This window comes from Amycolatopsis echigonensis, assembly GCF_014174495.1.
Classification (GTDB): Bacteria; Actinomycetota; Actinomycetes; order Mycobacteriales; family Pseudonocardiaceae; genus Amycolatopsis; species Amycolatopsis echigonensis.
In genome coordinates this window covers 136,830-157,278 of sequence record NZ_JACJHR010000004.1, presented here as the reverse complement: position 1 = coordinate 157,278, position 20,449 = coordinate 136,830, and the positions used below count along the sequence as shown (strand labels likewise).

The window sequence follows — 20,449 nt, the reverse complement described above, 5'->3', positions numbered from 1 at the left end:
GAACCAGTGCAACCGCACACTGTGCGACACGACGTCGACGACGGCATCCTCACCGTCACCCTGGACCGGCCCGATCAGCTCAACGCCTTCACCGTGGAGATGGCCGACGAACTCGAAGCCACCTTCACCGAAATCAACGACCGCGACGACGTGCGGGCGGTCATCGTCACCGGGGCCGGACGCGCGTTCTGCGCCGGGATGGACCTCACCAGCCCGGGCAATGTCTTCGGCCTCGACGAAACCCGGAGCCCGACGATCTCCGACCTCGCCGACCTGTCCGATCCCGCGCTGCGCCGGGTCCGCGACACCGGCGGCCGGGTCACGCTCGCCGTGCACGCGTGCCGCAAACCGGTCATCGCCGCGATCAACGGTGCGGCGGTGGGGATCGGAGCGACGATGACGCTCGCGATGGATGCCCGGCTGGTGTCCGCCGACGCCCGTTTCGGCCTGGTGTTCGGCCGGCTGGGCATCACGCCTGAAGCGGCCTCGACGTGGTTCCTCCCGCGGATCGTCGGCATGCCCGCCGCGCTGGATCTCGTCTACTCGGCGGAAATCCTGACCGCGGACCAGACCGTCGGGCACGGGCTCGCCCGCTCCGTGCACGAACCCGGCGACCTGATCCCCGCGGCGCGCGCACTCGCCGACCGCTGGACCCGCGACCGCTCAGCCGTCGGCACTGCCCTGACGCGCCAGATGATGTACCGCAACTCGGCCATGCCCAACCCAGCGGACGCCCACCGGATCGACTCGCTGGCGATGTTCTACACGAGCATCGCCGACGGAGCCGAAGGCGTCGCCGCGTTCCGCGAGAAACGCCCGCCGGCCTTCACAACCCGCGCCTCGACAGATCTTCCGCCGTTCTACGACGAGTGGACCCAACCGCACTGAACAGTCTCGATCCACAAAGGAGAGTGCAATGACGACAGCGAAGTCGCCCGCCCGGACCGATCTACTCGACGTATTGGTCGTGGGAGGCGGATTCTCCGGCCTCTACCAGCTCGACCGGCTGCGAGACCTCGGTTTCACCGTCAAGGTCTGGGACGCCGCCGGCGGCCTCGGCGGCATCTGGTGGTGGAACTGCTACCCCGGCGCCCGCACCGACACCGTCGGCCACATCTACCAGTTCTCCCACAAGGGACTCTGGAAGGACTACGACTTCACCGAACGGTACCCGGACTACGCCGGCGTCCGCGACTACTTCGACCACATCAACCGCAAGCTCAACCTCACCCGCGACATCGAATTCAACACCTTCGCCGACCGCGCCGAATGGGACGAGGACCGTCGCGAATGGACGGTGCACTCCTCCGACGGCAAGCAGCAGAAGGCACGCAACGTCATCATCGCCACCGGCTTCGGCGCGAAACCCCTCTACCCGAACATCCCCGGCCTGGACACCTTCGCCGGTGAATGCCACCACACTGCGCGCTGGCCGCAGGAGGGTCTCGACATGACAGGCAAACGGGTCGTGGTCATCGGCACCGGAGCCAGCGGCGTCCAGGTCGTCCAGGAAGCCGCCCGCGACGCCGCGGAGGTCACGGTCTTCCAGCGCACCCCGAACCTCGCGCTGCCCATGCGGCAACGCCAGCTCGACCGCACCGACAACGACGAGATCCGCACTGATCTCCCGGAACGATTCACGACCCGGTACGAGGCCTTCGCCGGATTCGACTTCGACTTCATGCCCGCGAACGCCTCCGAGGTCTCCCCCGGCGAACGCCGCGCCACCTACGAGAAGTTCTGGGCCGACGGCGGCTTCCCGCTGTGGCTGGGCATGTACCAGGACCTGCTCGCCGACGAAGAGGCGAATCGGACCTTCTACGACTTCTGGCGGGAAAAGGTCCACGGCCGCGTGCACGACCCGGCCACCGCCGAACTCCTCGCCCCGGCCGAGCCGCCGCACCCGTTCGGCGTCAAACGCCCCGCCCTGGAACAGAACTACTTCGACGTGTTCAACCAGGACAACGTCCGGCTGGTCGACCAGAACGCCGAACCCGTCCTCGAAGTCACTCCGACGGGCGTGGTGACGAAGAACGGGCTGATCGAGTGCGACGTCATCGCACTGGCCACCGGCTTCGACAACAACCGCGGCGGCATCCTCGCGATCGACATCCGCGGGGCGAACGGCGAGCGGCTGCAGGAGAAGTGGGCGAACCGGGTCGACACCTTCATGGGCCTGTCCACCGCCGGGTTCCCGAACCTGCTGTTCCTCTACGGACCGCAGAGCCCGTCCGGCTTCTGCAACGGCCCCACCTCCGCCGAATACCAGGGCGACGTCGTGGTCGAGTTCCTCGAACACGTCCGGGAAAACGGGCACACCCGCTTCGAATCGGCCTACGACGCCGAAAAGGACTGGGGCGCGCACGTGGACGAACTGTTCGAAGGATCGCTGTTCCCCAAGGCCCGGTCGTGGTACTGGGGCGCCAACGTCCCCGGCAAGCCCGCGCAGATGCTGAACTACTCCGGCGGCGTTCCCGCCTACTTCGGCAAGTGGACCGAGGTGAAGGACGCCGGATACCGCGAATACGACTTCAGCTGATCCGCTACGAGAACGGCCCGGACATTCCGTCCGGGCCGTTCTGGTCGTCAGCGCGGCCGCGCCGCGCCCGGCAGGTGCTTCTCGTCGATCCCCAGCGTGCGCATCTTCCGGTACAGCGTCGACCGGGCGATCCCGAGCCGCTCGGCCGCGGCGAGTTTGTTCCCGCGGGTCTCGACCAGCGCCTCCAGCACCACGGCCCGTTCGGCGCGCTCCAAAGACGCGGCGCCAGCCCGGGTGCCGGAGCGATATTCCGGAGGCAGATGCTCCTGGCTGATGTCCGACCCCAGGCAGCGGCGCACCGCCGTCGCCAGCACCGCCTCCAGTTCGCGGACGTTGCCAGGCCAATCCAGCGCCTCGAGCGCACGGACCGTGCCCGGCAGCAGCCGCGGAACCGGCCGTTGGCCCGTATGCGCGGCCAGCAGCACCGGCGCGAGATCCGCGATGTCCTCCGACCGGTACCGCAGCGGCGGGACCGTGAGCGAGAAGGGAAAGTGGTCCAGCAGGCGTCCGGAAGGATCCGAACCGCCCCGGCAGCGGGCCGTGGCGATCACCCTGCCCGGCGGAGCGTCGTCGACGACCGCCGCCATCCGATCGACCAGCCCCGGCTCGAGCCGATCGAGGTGCCGGAGCACCAGCGTGCCGCCGTCGGCGAGCACCTGGCGCACCCGGGCGAGCCAGCCGCCCGGATCGTCCGGCGCGACCACCGCGTCGAGAACGGTGAGCTGGTCGCGATCCGCGCGACGTTGATGCAGATGCTGAGCGACATGCAGCTTTCCCGAGCCGGGCTCGCCGCACACCAGCAGCGGTCGTTCTTCGCCCATTGCCGCCGCAAGGTCGTCGCGCAGCCGCCGCATCGCGACGCTGCGGCCCGGCAACTGGCCATCCACCGGAGCCCGCTTCCGGCCCGGCGACCGCCGGGCGGTCGTCGCCCGGCCGTCCGCCACCGACTGAGGACGGATCTCCACCAGCACTCCCGCCGGCGCGCCCTTCTCCCCGACCCGAGTGGCCCGCGCAAGCGCGACCACGTCACCGGCCAACTGGACCTCGCCCGTGTACTCGTCGCGCGCTCCGAGAACCCGGCACGCCCACTCCCACAGCACAGCCTGATCCGACAAATCCACCAAAGCCGACGCGGCCGTGTTCGCGACCACCACGTCCTCGTTGAGCGACAGCACTGCCGAGGTCGCCCGGCGATTGGCCCGCAGGAAGTGTTCGAGCAGCAGCTGCTCACGGCGCGAAGCGTCCGCGTACATCCTCGACTCGATCTCCCGCACCGCGGCGAGCACCAGCGGCTTCATCACCCCGTGCGTGTCCCCTACCCGGCAGGTGACGTCCAGAACGCCCTCGACCTTCCCGGTGATGGGATGCTTCAGCGGCGATCCGACGCAGGTGAACTCCTGCAGATTCTCCCGGAAATGCTCGGCCCCCGAGACCATGAACGGCGTCGCCGCCTCGAGCGCGGTGCCGATCCCGTTCGTGCCCGTGAACTCCTCAGCGTAGAGAAAACCCGGAGAGACCAGCGCCTTGTCGAGCGCGTCCGCAAGCTCCCGCCTCCCGGCGCGGCGCTCGACGATCTGCGCTTCCGAGTCCGCCAGCAGAATCGACACCGGCCCGTCCTCCAGCTGCTCGGCAAGCCGGTCGATCACCGGCCCCGCCGCGCGCAGCAACCGGTTCGGCCGCTCGAACTCGGCCTGATAGGGCACCTCCTCGCTGGTCGGACGCACCCCGACCAGCTTGCACCGCTGCCAGGAAGACATGATCTCCTGACGGAACGACGAGTCAGCATGGTCGTCCAGCGCCCCGTCGAGCAGCCGCTCCCGCTCGCCGCGCAGCCCGGCTGCCTGCCCATTCCGGTGCATCGGCGCCCCCTTCACCATTGACGAAGGCCTGGTCAAGCTTAACCCGGACAGCCAACCAGAACACGGTGTCAAGGAACTGTCCGAAATCGAGACACACTTCGCCGCCTCGGCATCTCGAGCGCCGACGCGCGACACCTTGCGATCAATGCAGCGTATCTCCGCGGGCCTGAAAGCTACTCAGAGAGATCAAGCGATTACGAAAAGCAGTTGGGTTCGTCGATTGTGGGATAACGGAGGTATGGACCCGTGCCGCCATCCGCAGCGCAAGCGACATGCTCAGCTCCGGCACCAGCCACGATCGTCGCCTCTATGGGTCGGCGACCCGGAGGACTGGGCCGTCGTCCGGCAGTCCCCGCGTCCGCCGTTGGCATGTCTCGAACCTGGTTGCGAGGTCGAACTTCTCTCGTGCGAGAACCTGCACAACAGACGCAACCCGCGCTTCTTCCGGTTCAAGTCCGTAGACCGCTCCTGCGGCCACTGGCCAGACCACGATCGCGGAGGCGGCCCGGTTTCTCCGCAACACGAGTGGACGCAGACGCGGCTGACACGGATCGCCCGGCAACTCGGCTACACCGCCACGCCCGAACACCCGTCCACCCACGCCGACGTCTACGTCCACGAACCCGGCTACTGCCTTGAAGTCCAGCTTCGCTCCACCGACTTCGAGCGCCGAACGCGATCGCGCCAAGCCGCCGGCAAGACCGTCTGCTGGTGGATCCCCGAGAACTCCGACGCCAAGAACCTCACCAAAGCACTGTTCTCGCTGCCCGCCGCCCAGCTCCCACACCGCCCGCGAAACCTGGGGCGACTTACCGCTCCGGCGGATCGGACCAAACTGCTGCAATGCCTTCAGACGTGTCATCGTTCTATGTCCTCGTAGGTCATGATCGCCGAGGAGGGGAACGTACGCTGCACCGTCGGAAGCGCCGTGAGAGCCAGGTTGTCCAGGTCGTTGCCCTGTCCCGGAGGGGTGACCAACATGACGACCTTTACCGGGACGCACAGCGGCACAAGCACCAATCGTCGAACCTCGGCGGCGAACTCCTTTCCGTGGCTGCCGACGCCGGACAAGTCGGGCAGTGGCAACGTGATCCGGCTGCCTCATTCGCGGCCGAGGGGTTGCGGAAACCGCTCACGGAACGAGAAGGCCCCGTTTCGCGCTCTACCGGAGGACCGAACCTACCGGAAGCGACGTGGGAAGCAGTGGGCGAAGTGGCCGGATTTCTGGTCGCCCAGCGATCGGGGAAAGTTTCCGCGCCTAACCTGCTGCTGAAGCCCGGCGAATTCCTATTCAGGCACAGATGAAGCACGGATGCCGAACTGATGGTTGAGGTCGTCTGTGAGTTGGCGAGCCGCGTTCCGCAATCCCGGCACATCGTCTGCCGCCATGTACCCGGTTTCGACATCCCATGCGCGCTGCAGCGCCCGCGAACCGGGGACCGGTCCGAAGAGGGCGGAGACATAACCGCCGCCCACCATATTGTCCACGGCCACCATGGGCTTCGGCGCGTCGCGACTCAGATCGACTCGGATCAACGTGGCACCAACACCACCCAGGCTCCGGACATGCAACGCCGACAACGCGACGGCTTCGACTACCAGTTGGTCGAGGAGCTTGATCGGCACCCAACTGACCTCGACCTCGGATGCAGGCGGTTCCCCGCTCACCGCTGCCGGCACGAGCCGGTCCACTCGTACCCCGAGCGCCACGGACCCATCGTGATGCAACTCCACCACAGCCCAGTCGACTGTTGCGTGCGGATCTGTCGAGTAATAGTCCGACCGGAAAACCCAACGCCGCAACCCGATACGAGGGTTGCCTATCGCGCTGTCCAGCAAGTGATTGAGCAACGGGCCGTCGCGGTACGAGCTTCCAGCGACCTCGGCAGCCAGCGCCGGCAACGCTCGCATCGTCGAGATCACCCCGCCGGGATCGGGTCGGCCAAACTGCGGTGGAGCCGGCGCGGTCGGAGAGGCAGACACGAACGCCCAGACACCGTTCCCGGTATCCGGCAAGTCCGCAACCAGCGTGCGCAACGCCGCACGATCGTCTCCTCGGCGATTGAAGCGATCACGGTAAGCACGAGCCAGCAAGTGCTCGGTCATCCACCGGGTATCGGTTCCGTCGCGGTACGGAATGCCCATCTCGTTCTTATCACCAACCACATGCGGTGCATCCGAACTGGGCGGCACGAACACCACGATCAGTCCTCGCTCGCCGCTCTCGTCGTCCAGCGCCTCGATCAACAACCCGTCGACCATCGGCCGCACTCGACCATGCGCCAGCGCCCGCAGTCGCTGGCGATGACGCTCTCCGGTGGGCACGCCAACCAACTCCTGGGCGCGCTCGTCCTCTTCGCGCACGCCGAAGACGATCAGTCCGCCTCGGGTGTTCGCCAGCATCGCCACATCCTTGGCGAACTCCCAGCGCTTCTTCTCCACGTCGGCCGGCAACGCCTGTTTCCAGTCCAGATCGACGTTCTCGGCGACCTGCTCATCGACAGCGCGTGTCATCATCGAGTACGTCAGCGGGCACGGATTCAGCCCCAGTTCCGCGTGTATGCGGGACCACATGATCGTCATAGCCGCGTTCAACTCCAGCGTGCAGCCCTGACCAGCCGGATCGTAGTCGCGGCGGCAGCGAAAATACCGAACATCGTCGCGACGGCAGCGACAGCGAACTCGATCCCGCCGAGGACCCGATCCGCCGACTCGAGCAGCGCAGGGAACCGCGCCCACCAATAGAAAGCAAGCGCCAGCACGATCACCACTACACGGCTGACGAGAGCCGCTGCCGATGACCTGCTCGCGTCAGCCGACGCAATATCAGTCCGAGCCGATGCCTGGAACTTCCTCGCGCTCGCTTCGAATATCTCGCTGGTGCCGCCGCCGATCTTCCACGTCTCATAGCCTTCGACAAGCGCGCTGTAATGGTCGCTGGTCGCCTTAGTGCCGACGATATCGATATGAGCAAGAGCTTCCAGCATCTTGTCCCGGAGCCGCGCATGCTCGGCCGATGTATCGCACCGGGGAATCCTCGCCAGGCAGGCGAAGCCACGAGCGTAGGCCTCGCGCATCAGATCTTCACGCTTGGCCCGCTTCGCTTGATACGCCGTGACGACCGGTGCAACGAGCGCGCCAGCCAGGCCGATACTGGCACCCAGGAGCGCCGCGGTCGCCGCATCCACCGTTTCTCCCCTCTGCAGCCGAAGTTGACAGAGGTATGTCGCCGCATGCGCCGAATATGTTTCACCCGGGACACTCATGATCTGCAAGTGATCTAACGGTGACGGCGTTAGCCTGCAATTCAATGGCGCTGGCGGCGAGCACCGCATCTATCTGACGACGGACGGCGCGGAGACTCGCCCTGGTTCTCCGTGCGCGAGCGGGGATGGTCCTCCGTGCGCGCCGACGCGTTCGCGACCGAGGAGTTTTCCTGCGTGAGCGGAACTGGTCCGGCGACTGGACACGACGCCTCGTCCACGCTCGTGGCTTCCCCGCAGGCCCAACGTTACGGACTTCAAGCCCCTCAGCACACCCAGCGCCGGACACTATGTCCGGTCACAGGTGTGCGTCCAAGGTTTGGAGCCGCACCCACCGTAGTACAGGGGCTCAGCGGCGGGGCTATCCTTCGTCTGTGCAACGCTCAGTCACAACGAATACGGTGTTGCGCAAAGCTTCACCGACCGGGGTTTGCGCCCATGCCGCCAATTTCTCCTGGCTCGTGGTGAGGTCCAGCAGCGCGAGCACGTCAGCCATCGCCGGTCGCGTGGCAAGCACACAGCGAATGACCGGCTCGCTGTGCGACTCGACAGGGTAGCCGTCCTCATCCAGTTCGTCCGCCTCCCAACGGTCGATCGCCACGCCCCACTGTGCTCGGTCGCCATCGGCACCGGGCAAAGGAGCCTCCACGCTCAGGAAAAACCCGTCCGGGTCCTCTGGTTCCGCAGCGATCGACAGGTCCTCCAGCCGCAGACGAGCCTCCACGTTGCCGGTCTGCGCGGCAACGTCGAGCAGCAACCGCTCATCGATGATGGCCTCATGAACTTCCCGGTCGTCAGCTCCCGCCTCGACGTGGTCCAGCATGATGCGGTCACGGCGGCCGAGACCGGTCCGCTCGTCGAACACCACGATCGGATTCTCGAAATCCCAGACGCGCTGGGCTTCGTCCTCGGGAATCTCGACCCCCTCCGAGTACTCGGCGAGCGCCGCGGCCAGCCAGCGCACCTCCGTTTCCAGCTCCGCCTCGACCGCCGTACGGACCGGGGCCGGCACTGCCGCGGTCGCCGCGTCCAAATCGGTCAGCGCTTCGTGGAGCTGCCACATTACCTGCTCGTACCACAGACTGTGCGTGCCTTCGAGCAGGCTGACACGCGCCGCGGGATCGGTCAGCGCAGCGAGGTGGCTACTCGGATAGTGGTTGACCTGTCGATCGCGTTCGTCGTGCACGCTCACCGGCACAGTCGCACACGCCGAGACCCGGTTGAAGGCATCGACAATCAGCCTCGCCGCCGTGCTGGATTCGACGCTCGTCACCGTCGAGGCCACCATCCCGCCCCACCCGCGATAGGTGGCCAGGATCTGTACCTTTCCGCGCTGCGGATGCTGAGAGTAGACGGTCATCGCAAAGAAACCCTTCCGGTCTGCGCGCCCACTGGGCACACAGACCTGGGACAACGTGAGTTACAGGATCCGGTGGTGGCGCGGGCACGATCCCGCGCTCCATACCCGGCTGGTAGAAGTCGGCGGTGGTCCAGGTCCGATCCCGGACTCCTTACCTGGTCGACACACTACCCGAACTGCGACGACCCAGCTACCACGAGGCCTCAAGTCTCCGGCCCCGCGCTCGTGGCCCCTGACTCCAACTATCGAAACTGCACGTGTTCACTCGGAACACGGCGGATGCGTGGAACGATGCCGCCCGGCTAACCACTCACCCGGTAGCCGAGAACTCTCAAATCGACGTTTCGCTCGTCATACCCACTCTGTCGCGCCACTCCGCACGCACCATCCGCGCCAATGCGCGGGACCGTTGCGCTCCGATCCCCAGCGCCTTCCTCAGCCTTTCGGCTGAGTTGGCCCCCCTGGCGGGCTGACCTCGGCGTGAAACGTTTTGTTCTCCCCTGCGATAGCAAGTAGCACTGAGATTGTTGAAGCCGGAGGAACATCGATGAGTCGTCGCCGGGGGTTCTTCGCCGAGTTGCAGTATCAGGCGGCCAAGGCGCAGAAGGAGCAGGCACGACAAGCGGCGGCCGCCGAACGGGAACGGATGCGTCTTCACCGGGAAATGCTTCGCACCCAGGCCGCCGCGGCAGCGGCGCGCGAGCGCTTGGCGCGTACGAAGGCCCAGGCGGCGACACAAGCCGTGCGTGAGGCGAAGCGGCTTCACGTCGAGGCGCAGCAGTCAAAGGCCGAGTCACTGAACGCGGACCTGCGGGAAGAGCTCGCGGCCATCGACAGCGTGCTGGAATCGACACTTGCTGTCGACGATTTCGTTGACTTGGAAAAGCTTCGCCGTGTCGCGGAGCATCCTCAGTTCGAATCAGCGCATCTGGCGGCGCTGCCCGCACCCACGCCGATCCCGGCTCCCCCCGAGCCTCGCTTCTGGCCCCCGGCGCCTACCACCGGGATCTCGGCAGTCTTCGCCAGGAAGAAACACGCCGCGGCGGTCGCCGTCGCGCAGGCGGAGTTCGAGCAAGCGCACACGGAGTGGCGAGCAGTGGTCGCCCAGATCCCGGGCCGGCAGCTGGCCGCAGTGCAGGCCCACCAGGCCGCCGAGAACGCACGGTTGCGCCAGCTTGCCAGTGATCGGCAGCGCTACGACGCAGAATGCGAGGAGCGCCAACGGATCGTCGACGCGGAGAATGCACGACTCGACGATCTGATCAAGCGGCTCGCAGCAGGCGAATCCGACGCAGTCGAAGAGTACATCGGCATCGTGTTCGGCAACTCGATCTATCCGGACGTGATCGCCGCCAGCAGCGATGTCGACTTCTCGTACAGCTCGGACCTGCGGGAACTGTCCATCACGCTCGTGTTCCCGCCGCCGGAGGCGATTCCGTCGACCAAATCGTTCCGGTACGTCCGCAGTTCCGACGAGATCACAGAAACCAAGCTGACGCAAAGGGACATCGCGACGAGATATGCCGACCTGATCAACAACATGACGCTCCGGACCGTGCATGAGGTGTGGGAGTCAGACCGCGCGGGGACGATCGACAGCATCTCGCTGGCCGGCGGAGTCAACCACGTCGATCCCGCCGTGGGCAAAGACGTATTCGTCCAGCTCGTCGCGCTGGCCGTGGATCGCGCCGGCTTCGTGGACATCGATCTGTCCCGGATCACCCCGTCCGAAACGTTGAAACACCTTCGAGCCATCGTGTCGAAGACACCGCATCGCCTTACCCCGATCGATGACAAGAACGGTGTTCGCGGATGACTTCCTGCCCCAACGGAGCAACTCGGTGAGCAAGTTTCGATTCGTCGCGCCTCCGGGATGGCCGCCCCCGGATCCCGGATGGGTGCCTCCGGAGGGCTGGCAGCCGCACCCTTCATGGCCTCCGGCGCCCCCGGACTGGCAGTTCTGGGTCTCCGACGAATCCGACGGGCGGAAGCTGCCCGACGCTGCGGACCCGCCGGCCGAGAGTGATTCGCCTGCGACGGTACCCGCATCAGGCGATGACACCGCACGAGATGCCGACAGGCAGGCGGAGCCCAGCGCCGCGGCCCGGCGGGAGCTGCAGGCGATCCGCAAGCAGATCGACCAGGCGAAACGTGAACTGGTAGAACTCGACGACGCGATTTTGCTCCAACAAGTCGGGATCTACGAGTACCACCATCCGCTGGAGACCGCCGAGCAGTACAAGGAAGCATTGGCCGAGATCCGCCTGGCGGCGAAGGCGTTCGTCAAGAACGGCACCGCGATCCTCGCGAGCGATCGGTTTGCCTACAACAACTCGCTTGCGCAGGGCAGGAAGATGACTGCCGACTTCTCGAAGCTGATGCTGCGGGCTTACAACTCGGAGGCAGACAACTGCGTCCGATCTGTACGCGCGGGCACGGTGGCGTCGGCGAAGCAGCGCCTCGACAGATCAGTCGAGTCGATCGCGAAACTCGGCAAGATGATGGAAATGCGCGTCTCTCCCGAATACCACCTGCTCCGCCTCCGTGAGATCGAGATGACCGGTGACTATCAGATCAAGGTCCAAGAGGAACGCGAAGCAGCCAGGGCGGAACGCGAACGGCTTCGTGAAGAGAAACGTGCCGAGGCGGAGTTGCAGGCCGAGCGCGAACAGCTGGAGAAGGAGCTGGGCCATTACACCAACGCACTGGCGAAACTAGCGGCGGAGGGCCAGCAGGAACAAGCTGACGAGGTGCGCGAACGCCTGTCCGCCATCCAGGACGCGATAGAGCAGAACGACTACCGAATCGCCAACATCCGAGCGGGCTATGTCTATGTCATCAGCAACATCGGAGCCTTCGGCGAAAACGTCGTGAAGATCGGGATGACCCGCCGCCTCGAACCCCGCGACCGGATTCTGGAACTCGGCGACGCTTCGGTGCCGTTCCCCTTCGATACTCACCTATTGCATTTTTCGAAGGATGCGGTCGCGCTCGAAAGTGAACTGCACAAGATGTTCGCCGACCGCAGGCTGAACCGGGTCAATCTACGCCGCGAGTTCTTCTTCGTCACACCGCAGGAGATCCGCGTCGCGCTAGCGGCGAAACTCGGCAACATCCTGGAATTCAACGAGACCCCGGAGGCGTCGCAGTACTACCAGAGCCGCCCGACATGGCCGGAACCGAAACGCGTTGAGACGTCAAGCAGTGTGCCCCATCGATGATGGTGTGGGCAGTCTGCCGATGGGTTCGCGGTGTTCGATGTGCCCAGCGATGCCGCCCCGAGGCACATCGTCACCGTAGGTGTTCCTGGCAGCCGAAGCAAACCGTCGAACATGAAGTAGGGCTGGTTCGCTCCCAGCCGGTGAAGCTGTCGCGGCGGGGTCGGCCGCCGGCAGCGATGCACGGTTGCAGCCCACGTCACGCGGCCAAGGTTGCATCAGCGTTCTGGAACTCGCGCGTGCGCTGCCGGTTTTCTCTGCCGGGAGTACCGTTCGCTTCGAACTCTGTACGAACGATCTTGACGAGTCGTCGAGCTGAGGTGGCACCAATCCTCAGCCGAACACGCGGTGCGTCAGCTTCGACGCTTATTGCCTCTGAGACGGTGACGCTGTCGCCATCGGCTGTAGTCTCGGGCGGATCGGTAGAGCCAATCGCCTGCAAGAAGCCTGGTCCAACTTCCGCGGCCGCCGATTTCGCCCTGACCGGTCGTGCGCATCCGGCTCGCCCTGCCCCTCGAGCTAGACGACGAAACGCCACCGCCGGCACCGCCCCGGACGCAGCGGTGAAGGACCCGTGCCGCCTTCTCACGAATTGACCTGGAGCAAACGGGTACGCCCAACGCCGGCGAACCACGTCGAACGGCACGGCAACACCCTTGCCGTCGACGATGACCCTGGCGAGCCTGTCCTGGTCGAAAACGCTGCCACCGGCTGTGACCTGTGTTTTAGGCGGCGGGTCGGTACTCGCTGAGCAGTCCTCCGAGGCGTCGCCTGCGTGTGATCCGGATCGGCGGGGTGGGCAATGGGATCACCTTCGGGTCGTCATCGGGCGCGCGTAGCTCAACGCCCTGACCTTGGTGGCTGCGGCCGGTGTTGTAGTGCTCGACGTAGGTGTCGAGCACGTGGTGGAGGTGGCGGCGGCCGGTGATGAGCATCCGGTCGGTGCACTCGCGGCGGACGGCGGAGATCCACCGTTCGGCGATCGCGTTCATCCGCGGCGTCTGCGGCGCGGTGCGCACGACGTCGACGCCGATCGAGGCGAACACCGCGTCGAATGCGGCGGTGAACTTGGCGTCTCGGTCGCGGATCAGGTGGGTGAACCGGCGTCCGGCACCGTCAAGATCCGTGGCTAGGTTGCGGGCCATTTGGGTTGCCCAGGCTCCGGTCGGGTGGTCGGTGACGCCGAGCAGGTGGACCCGGCGGGTGCGGTGCTCGATCACGAAAGCCGCGTACAGGCGCTTCAGGACCACGGTGTCGACGTGGAAGAAGTCGACCGCGAGCAGACCGTCGGCCTGGGCGCGCAGGAACGTCCGCCACGTGTCGCCGCGACGGGACGGTGGCGGGATCCGGCGGTTGCGTAGGATCCGGCGGATGGTGGAGGCAGCGACGCAGTGTCCGAGCCGACGCAGCTCGCCTTGGATGCGGACCACGCCCCAGGTCCGGTTCTCCGTCGCCAGGCGCGCGATCAGCGCGGTGATCTCGTCACTGATCGGTGGCCGACCCGGCGGCTTCGGCTGCCGCCACCGCGCGGTGATCAGCCTGCGGTGCCAGCGTAACAACGTTGCAGGCGTGACAATCCGGTGGGCGCGGAGCGTCTTGGGAAGCATCCGGGCAAGCGCGGCCAGGACCGCGCGATCCGGCCAGGACAGGCGAGGCCTCGGATTGTTCCGTCGCAGCACAGCGACCTCGTGCCGTAATGCGAGGATCTCCACGTCTTTCGACGCCGATGACCGAGCGAACAGGGCAAGCCAGGACAGTACGTGGACAAGGAGCCGATAGACCAGACGACCAGACACGCTTGCTGATCGTCGGGCGTCACGATTGCCCAGGTCAAACCGGGGTTGCCGCATTCTCGACCAGGACAGGCCGCATTCCTCCTGCACAAGGCACGAGGGCGGCAGAGCTGCGTTCAGGCTCAAATGCCAGGAACCCAGGGCTGCGAAGTGGACGCGCTTCCGGCGTGTTCCCAGCTCAGCTGGTTCGGTCAGGTTGCTCGCCGGACGCTGCGGGCTCCCGATGCCGCGAACTCAAGCCCCGAGGCCTCGGCCCGCTGACCGTCTGCAAAGGACGCCAATGGCATCGAAATACCCGATTTGTCGCCAGGTGACCGTGTCTTGTGGTCCCGGCTTCCGCTCCCGGGTCCCAGGCCCACGGCGGCTTGAGTTCCTGGCACTGGGTGAAGCCGGCTACCGCACCGCCAGCAGCACACGATTGGACAGTTCCTGCCAGATCGTGCCCGCCTCGCGGAATCCAGCGTCACGAAGTGCCGCGACGTGCGCGTCGAGATCGAGCCGCGTCTCCGGCCGCCGCTTGCCGGCGAACCGTGCCTTCCGCTTCGCCAGCAGCGGCGCGGCAGCCGGGTCCGCCGCGAATGCCTCCCACCATTGCTCCGCGGTCTCGATCCCCCGCGCCGCGAACTCGGAGTCCGACCACTGCTCGGCCAAGGCGCGTTCGCTGAGGCCGGCGAAGGTGGGCAGCTCGGGGCCGAACGGCAGATGGTCGCCGTTGAGGAACAGGCCGCCGGGCGGCAAAACCCGCGACAGATCACGGTAAAGGCGGGTCAGCGCGGCCGGCTCCAGCCAATGCAACGCCGTCGAACTGAACGCCGCGTCCACCCGCGCGCCGCCGAGCAGGCTCAGCCACTCCGAGGACGCCAGATCCGCCTCGATCCAGCGCAACCGCCCGCCACCGGAGCCGAGAGCCCCTCGCCCGACCTCCAGCATCACCGGATCGATGTCCACGGCGAGGACCCGCGCTTCGGGGAACCGGGCGAGCAGCCGCTGGCTCATCGACCCCGGCCCGCAAGCAAGGTCCAGTGCGACGAACGACGCGGGAAGCAGCCGCGCCGCCACGTCGAGCATCGCGCTGAACCGTGCTTCGCGGCGGTCGACATAGCCCTCCTGCTGCGCGTCCCACCGCCGCAGCCATCCCGCCCAGTCGGTCCCGCCGCGCCGTGTCCGGTCCATGGGGCCCCTCACCGCCATCCGCGACCGTGCGGGTCACGGCCGATCGCACGATACGACCCGGACTCGGCGGCGAGCGCGAGAAGCGCTCGTTTGTGTCACGAAGAGTTTCTCGCGTCGTCGAGGCGCGCCCATTGCCGTGCCCACGTTCGGTGCCGTCCGGCGTCGAGCAGCCCCCGGACCGACCGGTACAGACCGGCCAGCAGGATGAGCGTGCTGGCTTCCCAGCCCGCGGCGAACGCGATCGCGACGACCAGCGCGTGCGCGGGATCGTCAGGCGCCGCGACGCGGTCGCCGCGGCCGTCCACCCAGATCCGGGTGGTGGCGGCAGCGGGCGAACCCGATCGAAGCGGGAGGTCGGCCTCGCGAAGCGAGCCGTCTGGCGCATGCCAGCTGACGCGATACCGTCGCAGCAGCGGAAAACCGGCGGCGCCTGCCTCGGCCGCCGGGCGCTGATCCGGGTGCACGAAAGCAGTCACCGCGTGGCCCGAGCCGCCGGTTCCGGAGTGGACAATCGCGGCGGCGAACCAGATCCCGGCCGCCGACGAGACGGCGACGACCGCCCCGAGGACGATCAGCACCCAAGCCTCGAGGCGGTCCGACCACCGCACGAGCGGCCCGCCGCGGACCGCCGGCCGGAGCAGCCGCGCGAACGCGCGCAGCCGGTACCTGCCGCCGGAACGATCCACTCGGCAAGAATGCGCCGGAAAATCGGCGGGCGCAGCCGAGTTAGCCGAAGTTTTACCGGCCGCTCGCGATCTTCGGGGATCGGACAGCCCTCCGTTCAGCGCCGCAGCGGCAGCAACAGCGTGAAGATCGCCGGAATCGGCTGCTTCACCCGAAGGCGGCCCCCTTCGGCCTCGGCCAGACGACGGGCGAGAGCCAGCCCGATGCCGGTGCCCCGCGCGCCTGGCGAACGTCGGCGGAAGATGTCCGCTCCGGCGGGAATTCCAGGGCCTTCGTCGCCGACGTCGACCGCGAACGCGCCGCCGGCGTCCCGTGCCACGACGGTCACAGCGCCGCTTCCGTGCCGGGCGGCGTTGTCGAGCAGCACCGACAGCACTTGGCGCAGCACCGCCTCGGAGACCGGGCTGTCGGCGACGCCCCGTTCGACCGTCACCGTCAGCTCGCGTCCTCGGCGGCGGAGCACGGGAGTCCACTCGCGTTCGATCTCGGACAGTTGGAGGTGCGCCGCCGCCGCGTCGCGTACCGGGGGCGTGTCCCGAGCCAAGGCCAGCAGATCGGTGACGGTCCGGTCCAGCCGGTCGAGCGCGCGCAGATTCGCCTCGGCCGCTTCGCGGCCGTTGCTGTCCGGGTCCTCCAGAGCGACCTCGATCTGGAGCCGCATCGCGGCCAGCGGCGTACGAAGCTGGTGGGACGCGTCCGCGGTGAAGGCCCGTTCCCGGGCGAGGAGGTCATCCAGCCGGGCCGCGGTCGAGTCGAGGGACTCCCCCACCGAATCGATCTCCGCGATCCCGGACCGTCCGGCGCGCGCGGTCAGATCGCCGTCGCCGAGCCGGGTCGCCGCCTCCGACAGCGACTCGAGCGGGCGGGCCAGCCGCCGGCTTTGCCGCCGGGCGACCAGATAGGCCGACAACAGAGCGACCGCCGCCAGGCCGGCCATGCCGGCCCACACGGCGACCGTGCGCTGGAAAAGCTCGGTGCGCGGAGTCGCGGCCCGCACCAGTCCCACGACCGTCCCGTCCTCGGCGATCGGGATGATCGCGACGAGGTTGTCCGGATCGTCCGCCGCGCGGACCTCGTCCGGCCGCACGTCGCGGTCAGCGGGGTCCAGCGCCGCCGGGCCGCTTCCGGCCAGCAGGCTCCCGGAGGCGCGGTAGACGGCGAGTTCGGTCGGATCCTCGCCTGCCGCCGACGGGTCCGGCGCACGGTTGCGCAGGACGTCCGCCGACACTTCCAGCGCATACCCCTCGGCCGCACGTTCGAGCTCGGCTCGTTCGGTAGCGGTGAAGTACCGCGTCGCTGCCACCGCGAGCGGCACCCCGAAAAGGCAGATCGCCACGAGTGCGGCGAGCATGGTGCCGACCGCGATCCGCCGCCGCACGCGTTCAGCCCGCCGGGGCTTCGAGCCGGTAGCCGTGCCGCCGCAAGGTCACGATCTCCGGCATCTCGCTGCTGCCCCCCGCGTCGGCGAGTTTGCGGCGGAGGGCGGCGATGTGCACGTCGAGCGTCTTGGTCGACCCGAACCAATGCGCGTCCCACACGTCCGCCATCAGTTCTTCCCGGCTGACCGCCTGGCCCGCGACCGCGGCCAGCCGCAGCAGCAGCTCGAACTCCTTGGCTCGCAAGGCTATTTCAGTTCCGTCCACGGTCACCCGCCGCGCGACGGCGTCGATCCGCAATCTTCCCAGGGAAAGGTCAGGCGGCGCTTGGCCGCCGACGCGCCGCAGATGCGCCCGCAGCCGCGCGTGCAGTTCGCCGAGCGGAACCGGCTTGACCAGATAGTCGTCCGCGCCGGCCTCGAGCCCCACGATGACGTCCATCTCCTGCCCCCGCGCGGTCAGGACCACGATCACCGACCCCGGGCACTGCGCGCGCAGCTCGCGGCACACTTCCGTGCCGTCGAGGTCGGGCAGGCCCAGGTCCAGCAACGCGAGATCCCAGTTCTGCCGCGCCCCCGCGCGCACCGCGGCCCGCCCCTCGGTGACCCAGGCGACCTCGTGGCCGTGCTGAGCCAGGCTGGTGCGCAGCATTTCGCCGATCGCTTCGTCGTCTTCCACGAGCAGGATCCCGGCCATGCGGAACAGTTTATCGCGACGCGATCCCGGCATTCGGCCGCGCACGATTTTGCCGCGCGTTAACTTTATGGTGATTTCGCGATACGCGACAGCTGAACCCGAATGCGTTTTCCCGTTTCCTAACGTTCCGCTGCCTGGCCGCACACCTGAGCGAATCTAGCGTTGGGTCATGGCGGCTGTGCCCACTCTGACCGGATCTCCCCGCCGACGACCGCGCCGGAGGCTCCGCATCGCGCTGATTCTCGTCGTCGCGCTGCTGGCCTACCCGGCCGGCAGCTACGTCCGCGCCCTCACCTACCCCGGCGACGCCAGTTTCGCGGTCCGCACCGTCGATTGGCTGCGCGACCTAGGTCTCGGCGGCGTGGTCAACACGGTCGAAAATTGGTGGTACACCCGGCATCCGCCCGCCAACGCGATGCCGCGTTCGTCCGATCTGCCCGCACCTGCCGGTTCCCGCGTCGCGGCCGCCGGGCCGCGGCCTGCTCCGCTCCGGCCGAGCCCGGGCGCACCGGCAGGCGAAGGCGTCTGGGTCGCCGGGGCTCGCGCCGGCGGTCAGACAGCCGAGTACACTACGTTCATCCAGCCGGATCCGCGGCACGCCAGCGTCGTCGCGGGAGTCGCCTGGCTCGACCAGAACCTGGTGCGCACCCAGCTCTTCGCCGGCACCAAAGACCCCCAAGGTCCCGGGCCCAACGCCGTTCCCGCCGCGCTGCGCGACTCCCTCGTCGCCGTCTTCAATTCAGGGTTCAAAATGAAAGACAGCCGCGGCGGCGTCTATCTCGACGGCGCCACGCTTGCCCCGCTGCGAGCAGGAAAGGCTTCGGCGGTAATCGACGACAGCGGACGCGTCGCGATCGTCCAATGGGGACACGACCCCTCTCCGGGCCGCCAGGTCGCCGCGGTCCGGCAGAATCTCGATCTGGTCGTCGACCACGGCAGTCCGGTCCCCGCTCTGGACCGCAACCCCGCCGGAGCCTGGGGCAGCGCCTCCAACCAGTACCAGTACACCTGGCGCTCCGGACTCGGCACCGACCGGGACGGCAACCTGATCTACGTCGCGGGCAACGGACTGACCCTGACCACGCTCGCCGCCGCGATGACCCAGGCCGGCATCCAGCAGGGCATGGAACTCGACATCCACTCGCCGATGGTCACCTTCGACAGCTATCGTCCTGATCTGCCCGGCCACGGACCGGTGAAGCTTCTGCCCGGAATCCCCGGTGCCGCGGACCGGTACCTGCAGCCCGATCAACGCGACTTCTTCGCGACCACGCTGCGACCGCCTGGATCGTTGCCCGCCAACGCCTCCCGCGCCGCCCCCAGTGGATGACCGGCGCGAAACAGCGTGTCCGCTCAACGTTACGGCCTGGTGCCGCACGCCGGGAGAGGTGCGGCCGGCCTTCGGCCCGGGTCAGCGATCGCGAGTCCAGCGGTGAAACTGTCTGCCTGCCTTGCCGGGAATCCAGCGCCTTCCAGAACACGGTGACCGGGTTGTCCCGGTCGCCGTTGACGTCGCAGACAGCGAGACGTCTGCCGTCGCGGGTGCTCGTCAGCACGTCCAGAACCGTCGCTCGAGGGGCGCGCGAGCACAGCCGCGACCTGGTGTGGGGACAACCCACGGTTTGCTGCGCGTTGCCCCGATCCGGCGCATGATCGGAAGCATGAACAGACCAGCCCGCCTCGTCCCCCGCGCCGATGCGTGAGTCGGTGGCGCGCGTCGGGCTCGTCCTCCCCGAAATACTGGGCACCTACGGCGATTCCGGCAACGCCACAGTCCTGGTCCAGCGACTGCGCTGGCGAGGCATCCCCGCCGCCGTCACAGAGATCGGCCACAACACCCCGATCCCGTCGTCCCTCGACCTTTACCTCCTCGGCGGCGGCGAGGACGCCGCGCAAGAGCTCGCCGCGAGCCGCCTGCGCCGCGACCCCGGTCTGCGGCTCGCCGTCGCCCGAGGCGCCGCGGTGCTGGGGGTCTGCGCCGGTCTGCAAATCCTCGGCTGCGGATTCGCCGCCGGCGCGGGGTCCTGGCAGGCCGGCACCGGGCTGCTCGACCTGACGACCGTCCCCGGCCGATGCCGCTCGGTCGGGGAGATCGTGGTGCGAGCAGGCTCCGGAATCGGGCTCCTGACCGGATTCGAGAACCACCTCGGCAGGACCCGGCTCGGGCCGGACTGCCAACCTCTCGGCAGCATAGTGACCGGCTCCGGCAACGGAGACGGAACTGACGGCGCCGTCGCCGGCAAGGTCGTGGCGACCTATCTCCACGGGCCGGTGCTCGCACGGAACCCGGCGCTGGCCGACTTTCTGCTGAGCTCGGCGCTCGCGACCACGCTGTGCCCCCTGCCGCTGCCCGAGGTCGACACAATGCGCGAAGAACGCATGCGAGCGGCCGGATGCCGCCGGACCCGTCTCGGCCGCATGGCTTTCAGCCGGCGGTAGGCCGTCGCACGGAGATCATTTGCCGCACCCTTACCTCGCGCACGCCAAC

Annotated in this window: 16 protein-coding genes; 6 read left to right on the top strand and 10 right to left on the bottom strand. The window is 67.6% G+C overall.

The genetic code is table 11. From position 1 onward, the window contains the following. Positions 1 to 6: 6 nt before the first annotated feature. Both H5411_RS04715 and H5411_RS04710 read left to right on the top strand, forming a co-directional pair. Positions 7 to 888: a crotonase/enoyl-CoA hydratase family protein gene (locus H5411_RS04715; RefSeq protein ID WP_134662678.1), complete on the top strand. Its 882-nt coding sequence runs from the start codon at positions 7 to 9 to the stop codon at positions 886 to 888. Positions 889 to 916: 28 nt separating this feature from the next. Further along, positions 917 to 2,539: a flavin-containing monooxygenase gene (locus tag H5411_RS04710; protein WP_134662679.1), complete on the top strand. Its 1,623-nt coding sequence runs from the start codon at positions 917 to 919 to the stop codon at positions 2,537 to 2,539. A gap of 47 nt (positions 2,540 to 2,586) precedes the next feature. Here H5411_RS04710 and H5411_RS04705 read toward each other — a convergent pair whose 3' ends face one another. The 5 genes from H5411_RS04705 to H5411_RS04690 all read right to left on the bottom strand — a co-directional run bounded on the left by H5411_RS04705 (position 2,587) and on the right by H5411_RS04690 (position 9,021). Beyond that, a complete protein-coding gene (locus H5411_RS04705) occupies positions 2,587 to 4,398 on the bottom strand; it encodes a sigma-54-dependent Fis family transcriptional regulator (RefSeq protein ID WP_220816525.1) in 1,812 nt (603 codons plus the stop codon). An 858-nt stretch (positions 4,399 to 5,256) separates the two neighbouring features. Then, complete coding sequence (locus H5411_RS48345; protein WP_255443396.1) at positions 5,257 to 5,379, bottom strand: hypothetical protein; 123 nt, start codon at positions 5,377 to 5,379, stop codon at positions 5,257 to 5,259. A 306-nt stretch (positions 5,380 to 5,685) separates the two neighbouring features. Next, a complete protein-coding gene (locus H5411_RS04700; RefSeq protein WP_183123021.1) occupies positions 5,686 to 6,981 on the bottom strand; it encodes an AlbA family DNA-binding domain-containing protein in 1,296 nt (431 codons plus the stop codon). Between the two features lie 8 nt (positions 6,982 to 6,989). Further along, complete coding sequence (locus tag H5411_RS04695; protein WP_134662681.1) at positions 6,990 to 7,586, bottom strand: hypothetical protein; 597 nt, start codon at positions 7,584 to 7,586, stop codon at positions 6,990 to 6,992. A gap of 436 nt (positions 7,587 to 8,022) precedes the next feature. After that, complete coding sequence (locus H5411_RS04690; RefSeq protein ID WP_183123020.1) at positions 8,023 to 9,021, bottom strand: hypothetical protein; 999 nt, start codon at positions 9,019 to 9,021, stop codon at positions 8,023 to 8,025. Between the two features lie 547 nt (positions 9,022 to 9,568). On the opposite strand from H5411_RS04690, the gene H5411_RS04685 reads away from it, so the two are divergent. Then, complete coding sequence (locus tag H5411_RS04685; protein WP_134662682.1) at positions 9,569 to 10,837, top strand: hypothetical protein; 1,269 nt, start codon at positions 9,569 to 9,571, stop codon at positions 10,835 to 10,837. A 25-nt stretch (positions 10,838 to 10,862) separates the two neighbouring features. Further along, complete coding sequence (locus H5411_RS48845; protein ID WP_205669878.1) at positions 10,863 to 12,242, top strand: SNIPE associated domain-containing protein; 1,380 nt, start codon at positions 10,863 to 10,865, stop codon at positions 12,240 to 12,242. Positions 12,243 to 12,964: 722 nt separating this feature from the next. Here H5411_RS48845 and H5411_RS46930 read toward each other — a convergent pair. From H5411_RS46930 to H5411_RS04655, 5 genes are all read right to left on the bottom strand, one after another. Next, positions 12,965 to 13,798: an integrase core domain-containing protein gene (locus H5411_RS46930; protein ID WP_246368747.1), complete on the bottom strand. Its 834-nt coding sequence runs from the start codon at positions 13,796 to 13,798 to the stop codon at positions 12,965 to 12,967. Between the two features lie 627 nt (positions 13,799 to 14,425). Continuing rightward, the gene (locus H5411_RS04670) at positions 14,426 to 15,205 is read right to left on the bottom strand and encodes a class I SAM-dependent methyltransferase (RefSeq protein ID WP_101438577.1); all 780 of its coding nucleotides are present in this window, start codon (positions 15,203 to 15,205) and stop codon (positions 14,426 to 14,428) included. Positions 15,206 to 15,300: 95 nt separating this feature from the next. Beyond that, positions 15,301 to 15,891 carry an Rv1733c family protein gene (locus tag H5411_RS04665; protein ID WP_101438576.1) on the bottom strand — a complete coding sequence of 197 codons (591 nt, stop codon included), beginning with the start codon at positions 15,889 to 15,891 and terminating at the stop codon, positions 15,301 to 15,303. Between the two features lie 95 nt (positions 15,892 to 15,986). Continuing rightward, complete coding sequence (locus H5411_RS04660) at positions 15,987 to 17,267, bottom strand: sensor histidine kinase (RefSeq protein WP_101438575.1); 1,281 nt, start codon at positions 17,265 to 17,267, stop codon at positions 15,987 to 15,989. 4 nt (positions 17,268 to 17,271) lie between these two features. After that, positions 17,272 to 17,961, bottom strand: a complete 690-nt coding sequence (locus H5411_RS04655) for a response regulator transcription factor (protein WP_101438574.1) — start codon at positions 17,959 to 17,961, stop codon at positions 17,272 to 17,274. Positions 17,962 to 18,130: 169 nt separating this feature from the next. Between H5411_RS04655 and H5411_RS04650 the strand changes: the two genes are divergently transcribed. After that, positions 18,131 to 19,291, top strand: a complete 1,161-nt coding sequence (locus H5411_RS04650; protein WP_101438573.1) for a phosphodiester glycosidase family protein — start codon at positions 18,131 to 18,133, stop codon at positions 19,289 to 19,291. Between the two features lie 365 nt (positions 19,292 to 19,656). After that, positions 19,657 to 20,400 carry a type 1 glutamine amidotransferase gene (locus H5411_RS04645; RefSeq protein ID WP_101438572.1) on the top strand — a complete coding sequence of 248 codons (744 nt, stop codon included), beginning with the start codon at positions 19,657 to 19,659 and terminating at the stop codon, positions 20,398 to 20,400. Positions 20,401 to 20,449: the final 49 nt, after the last annotated feature.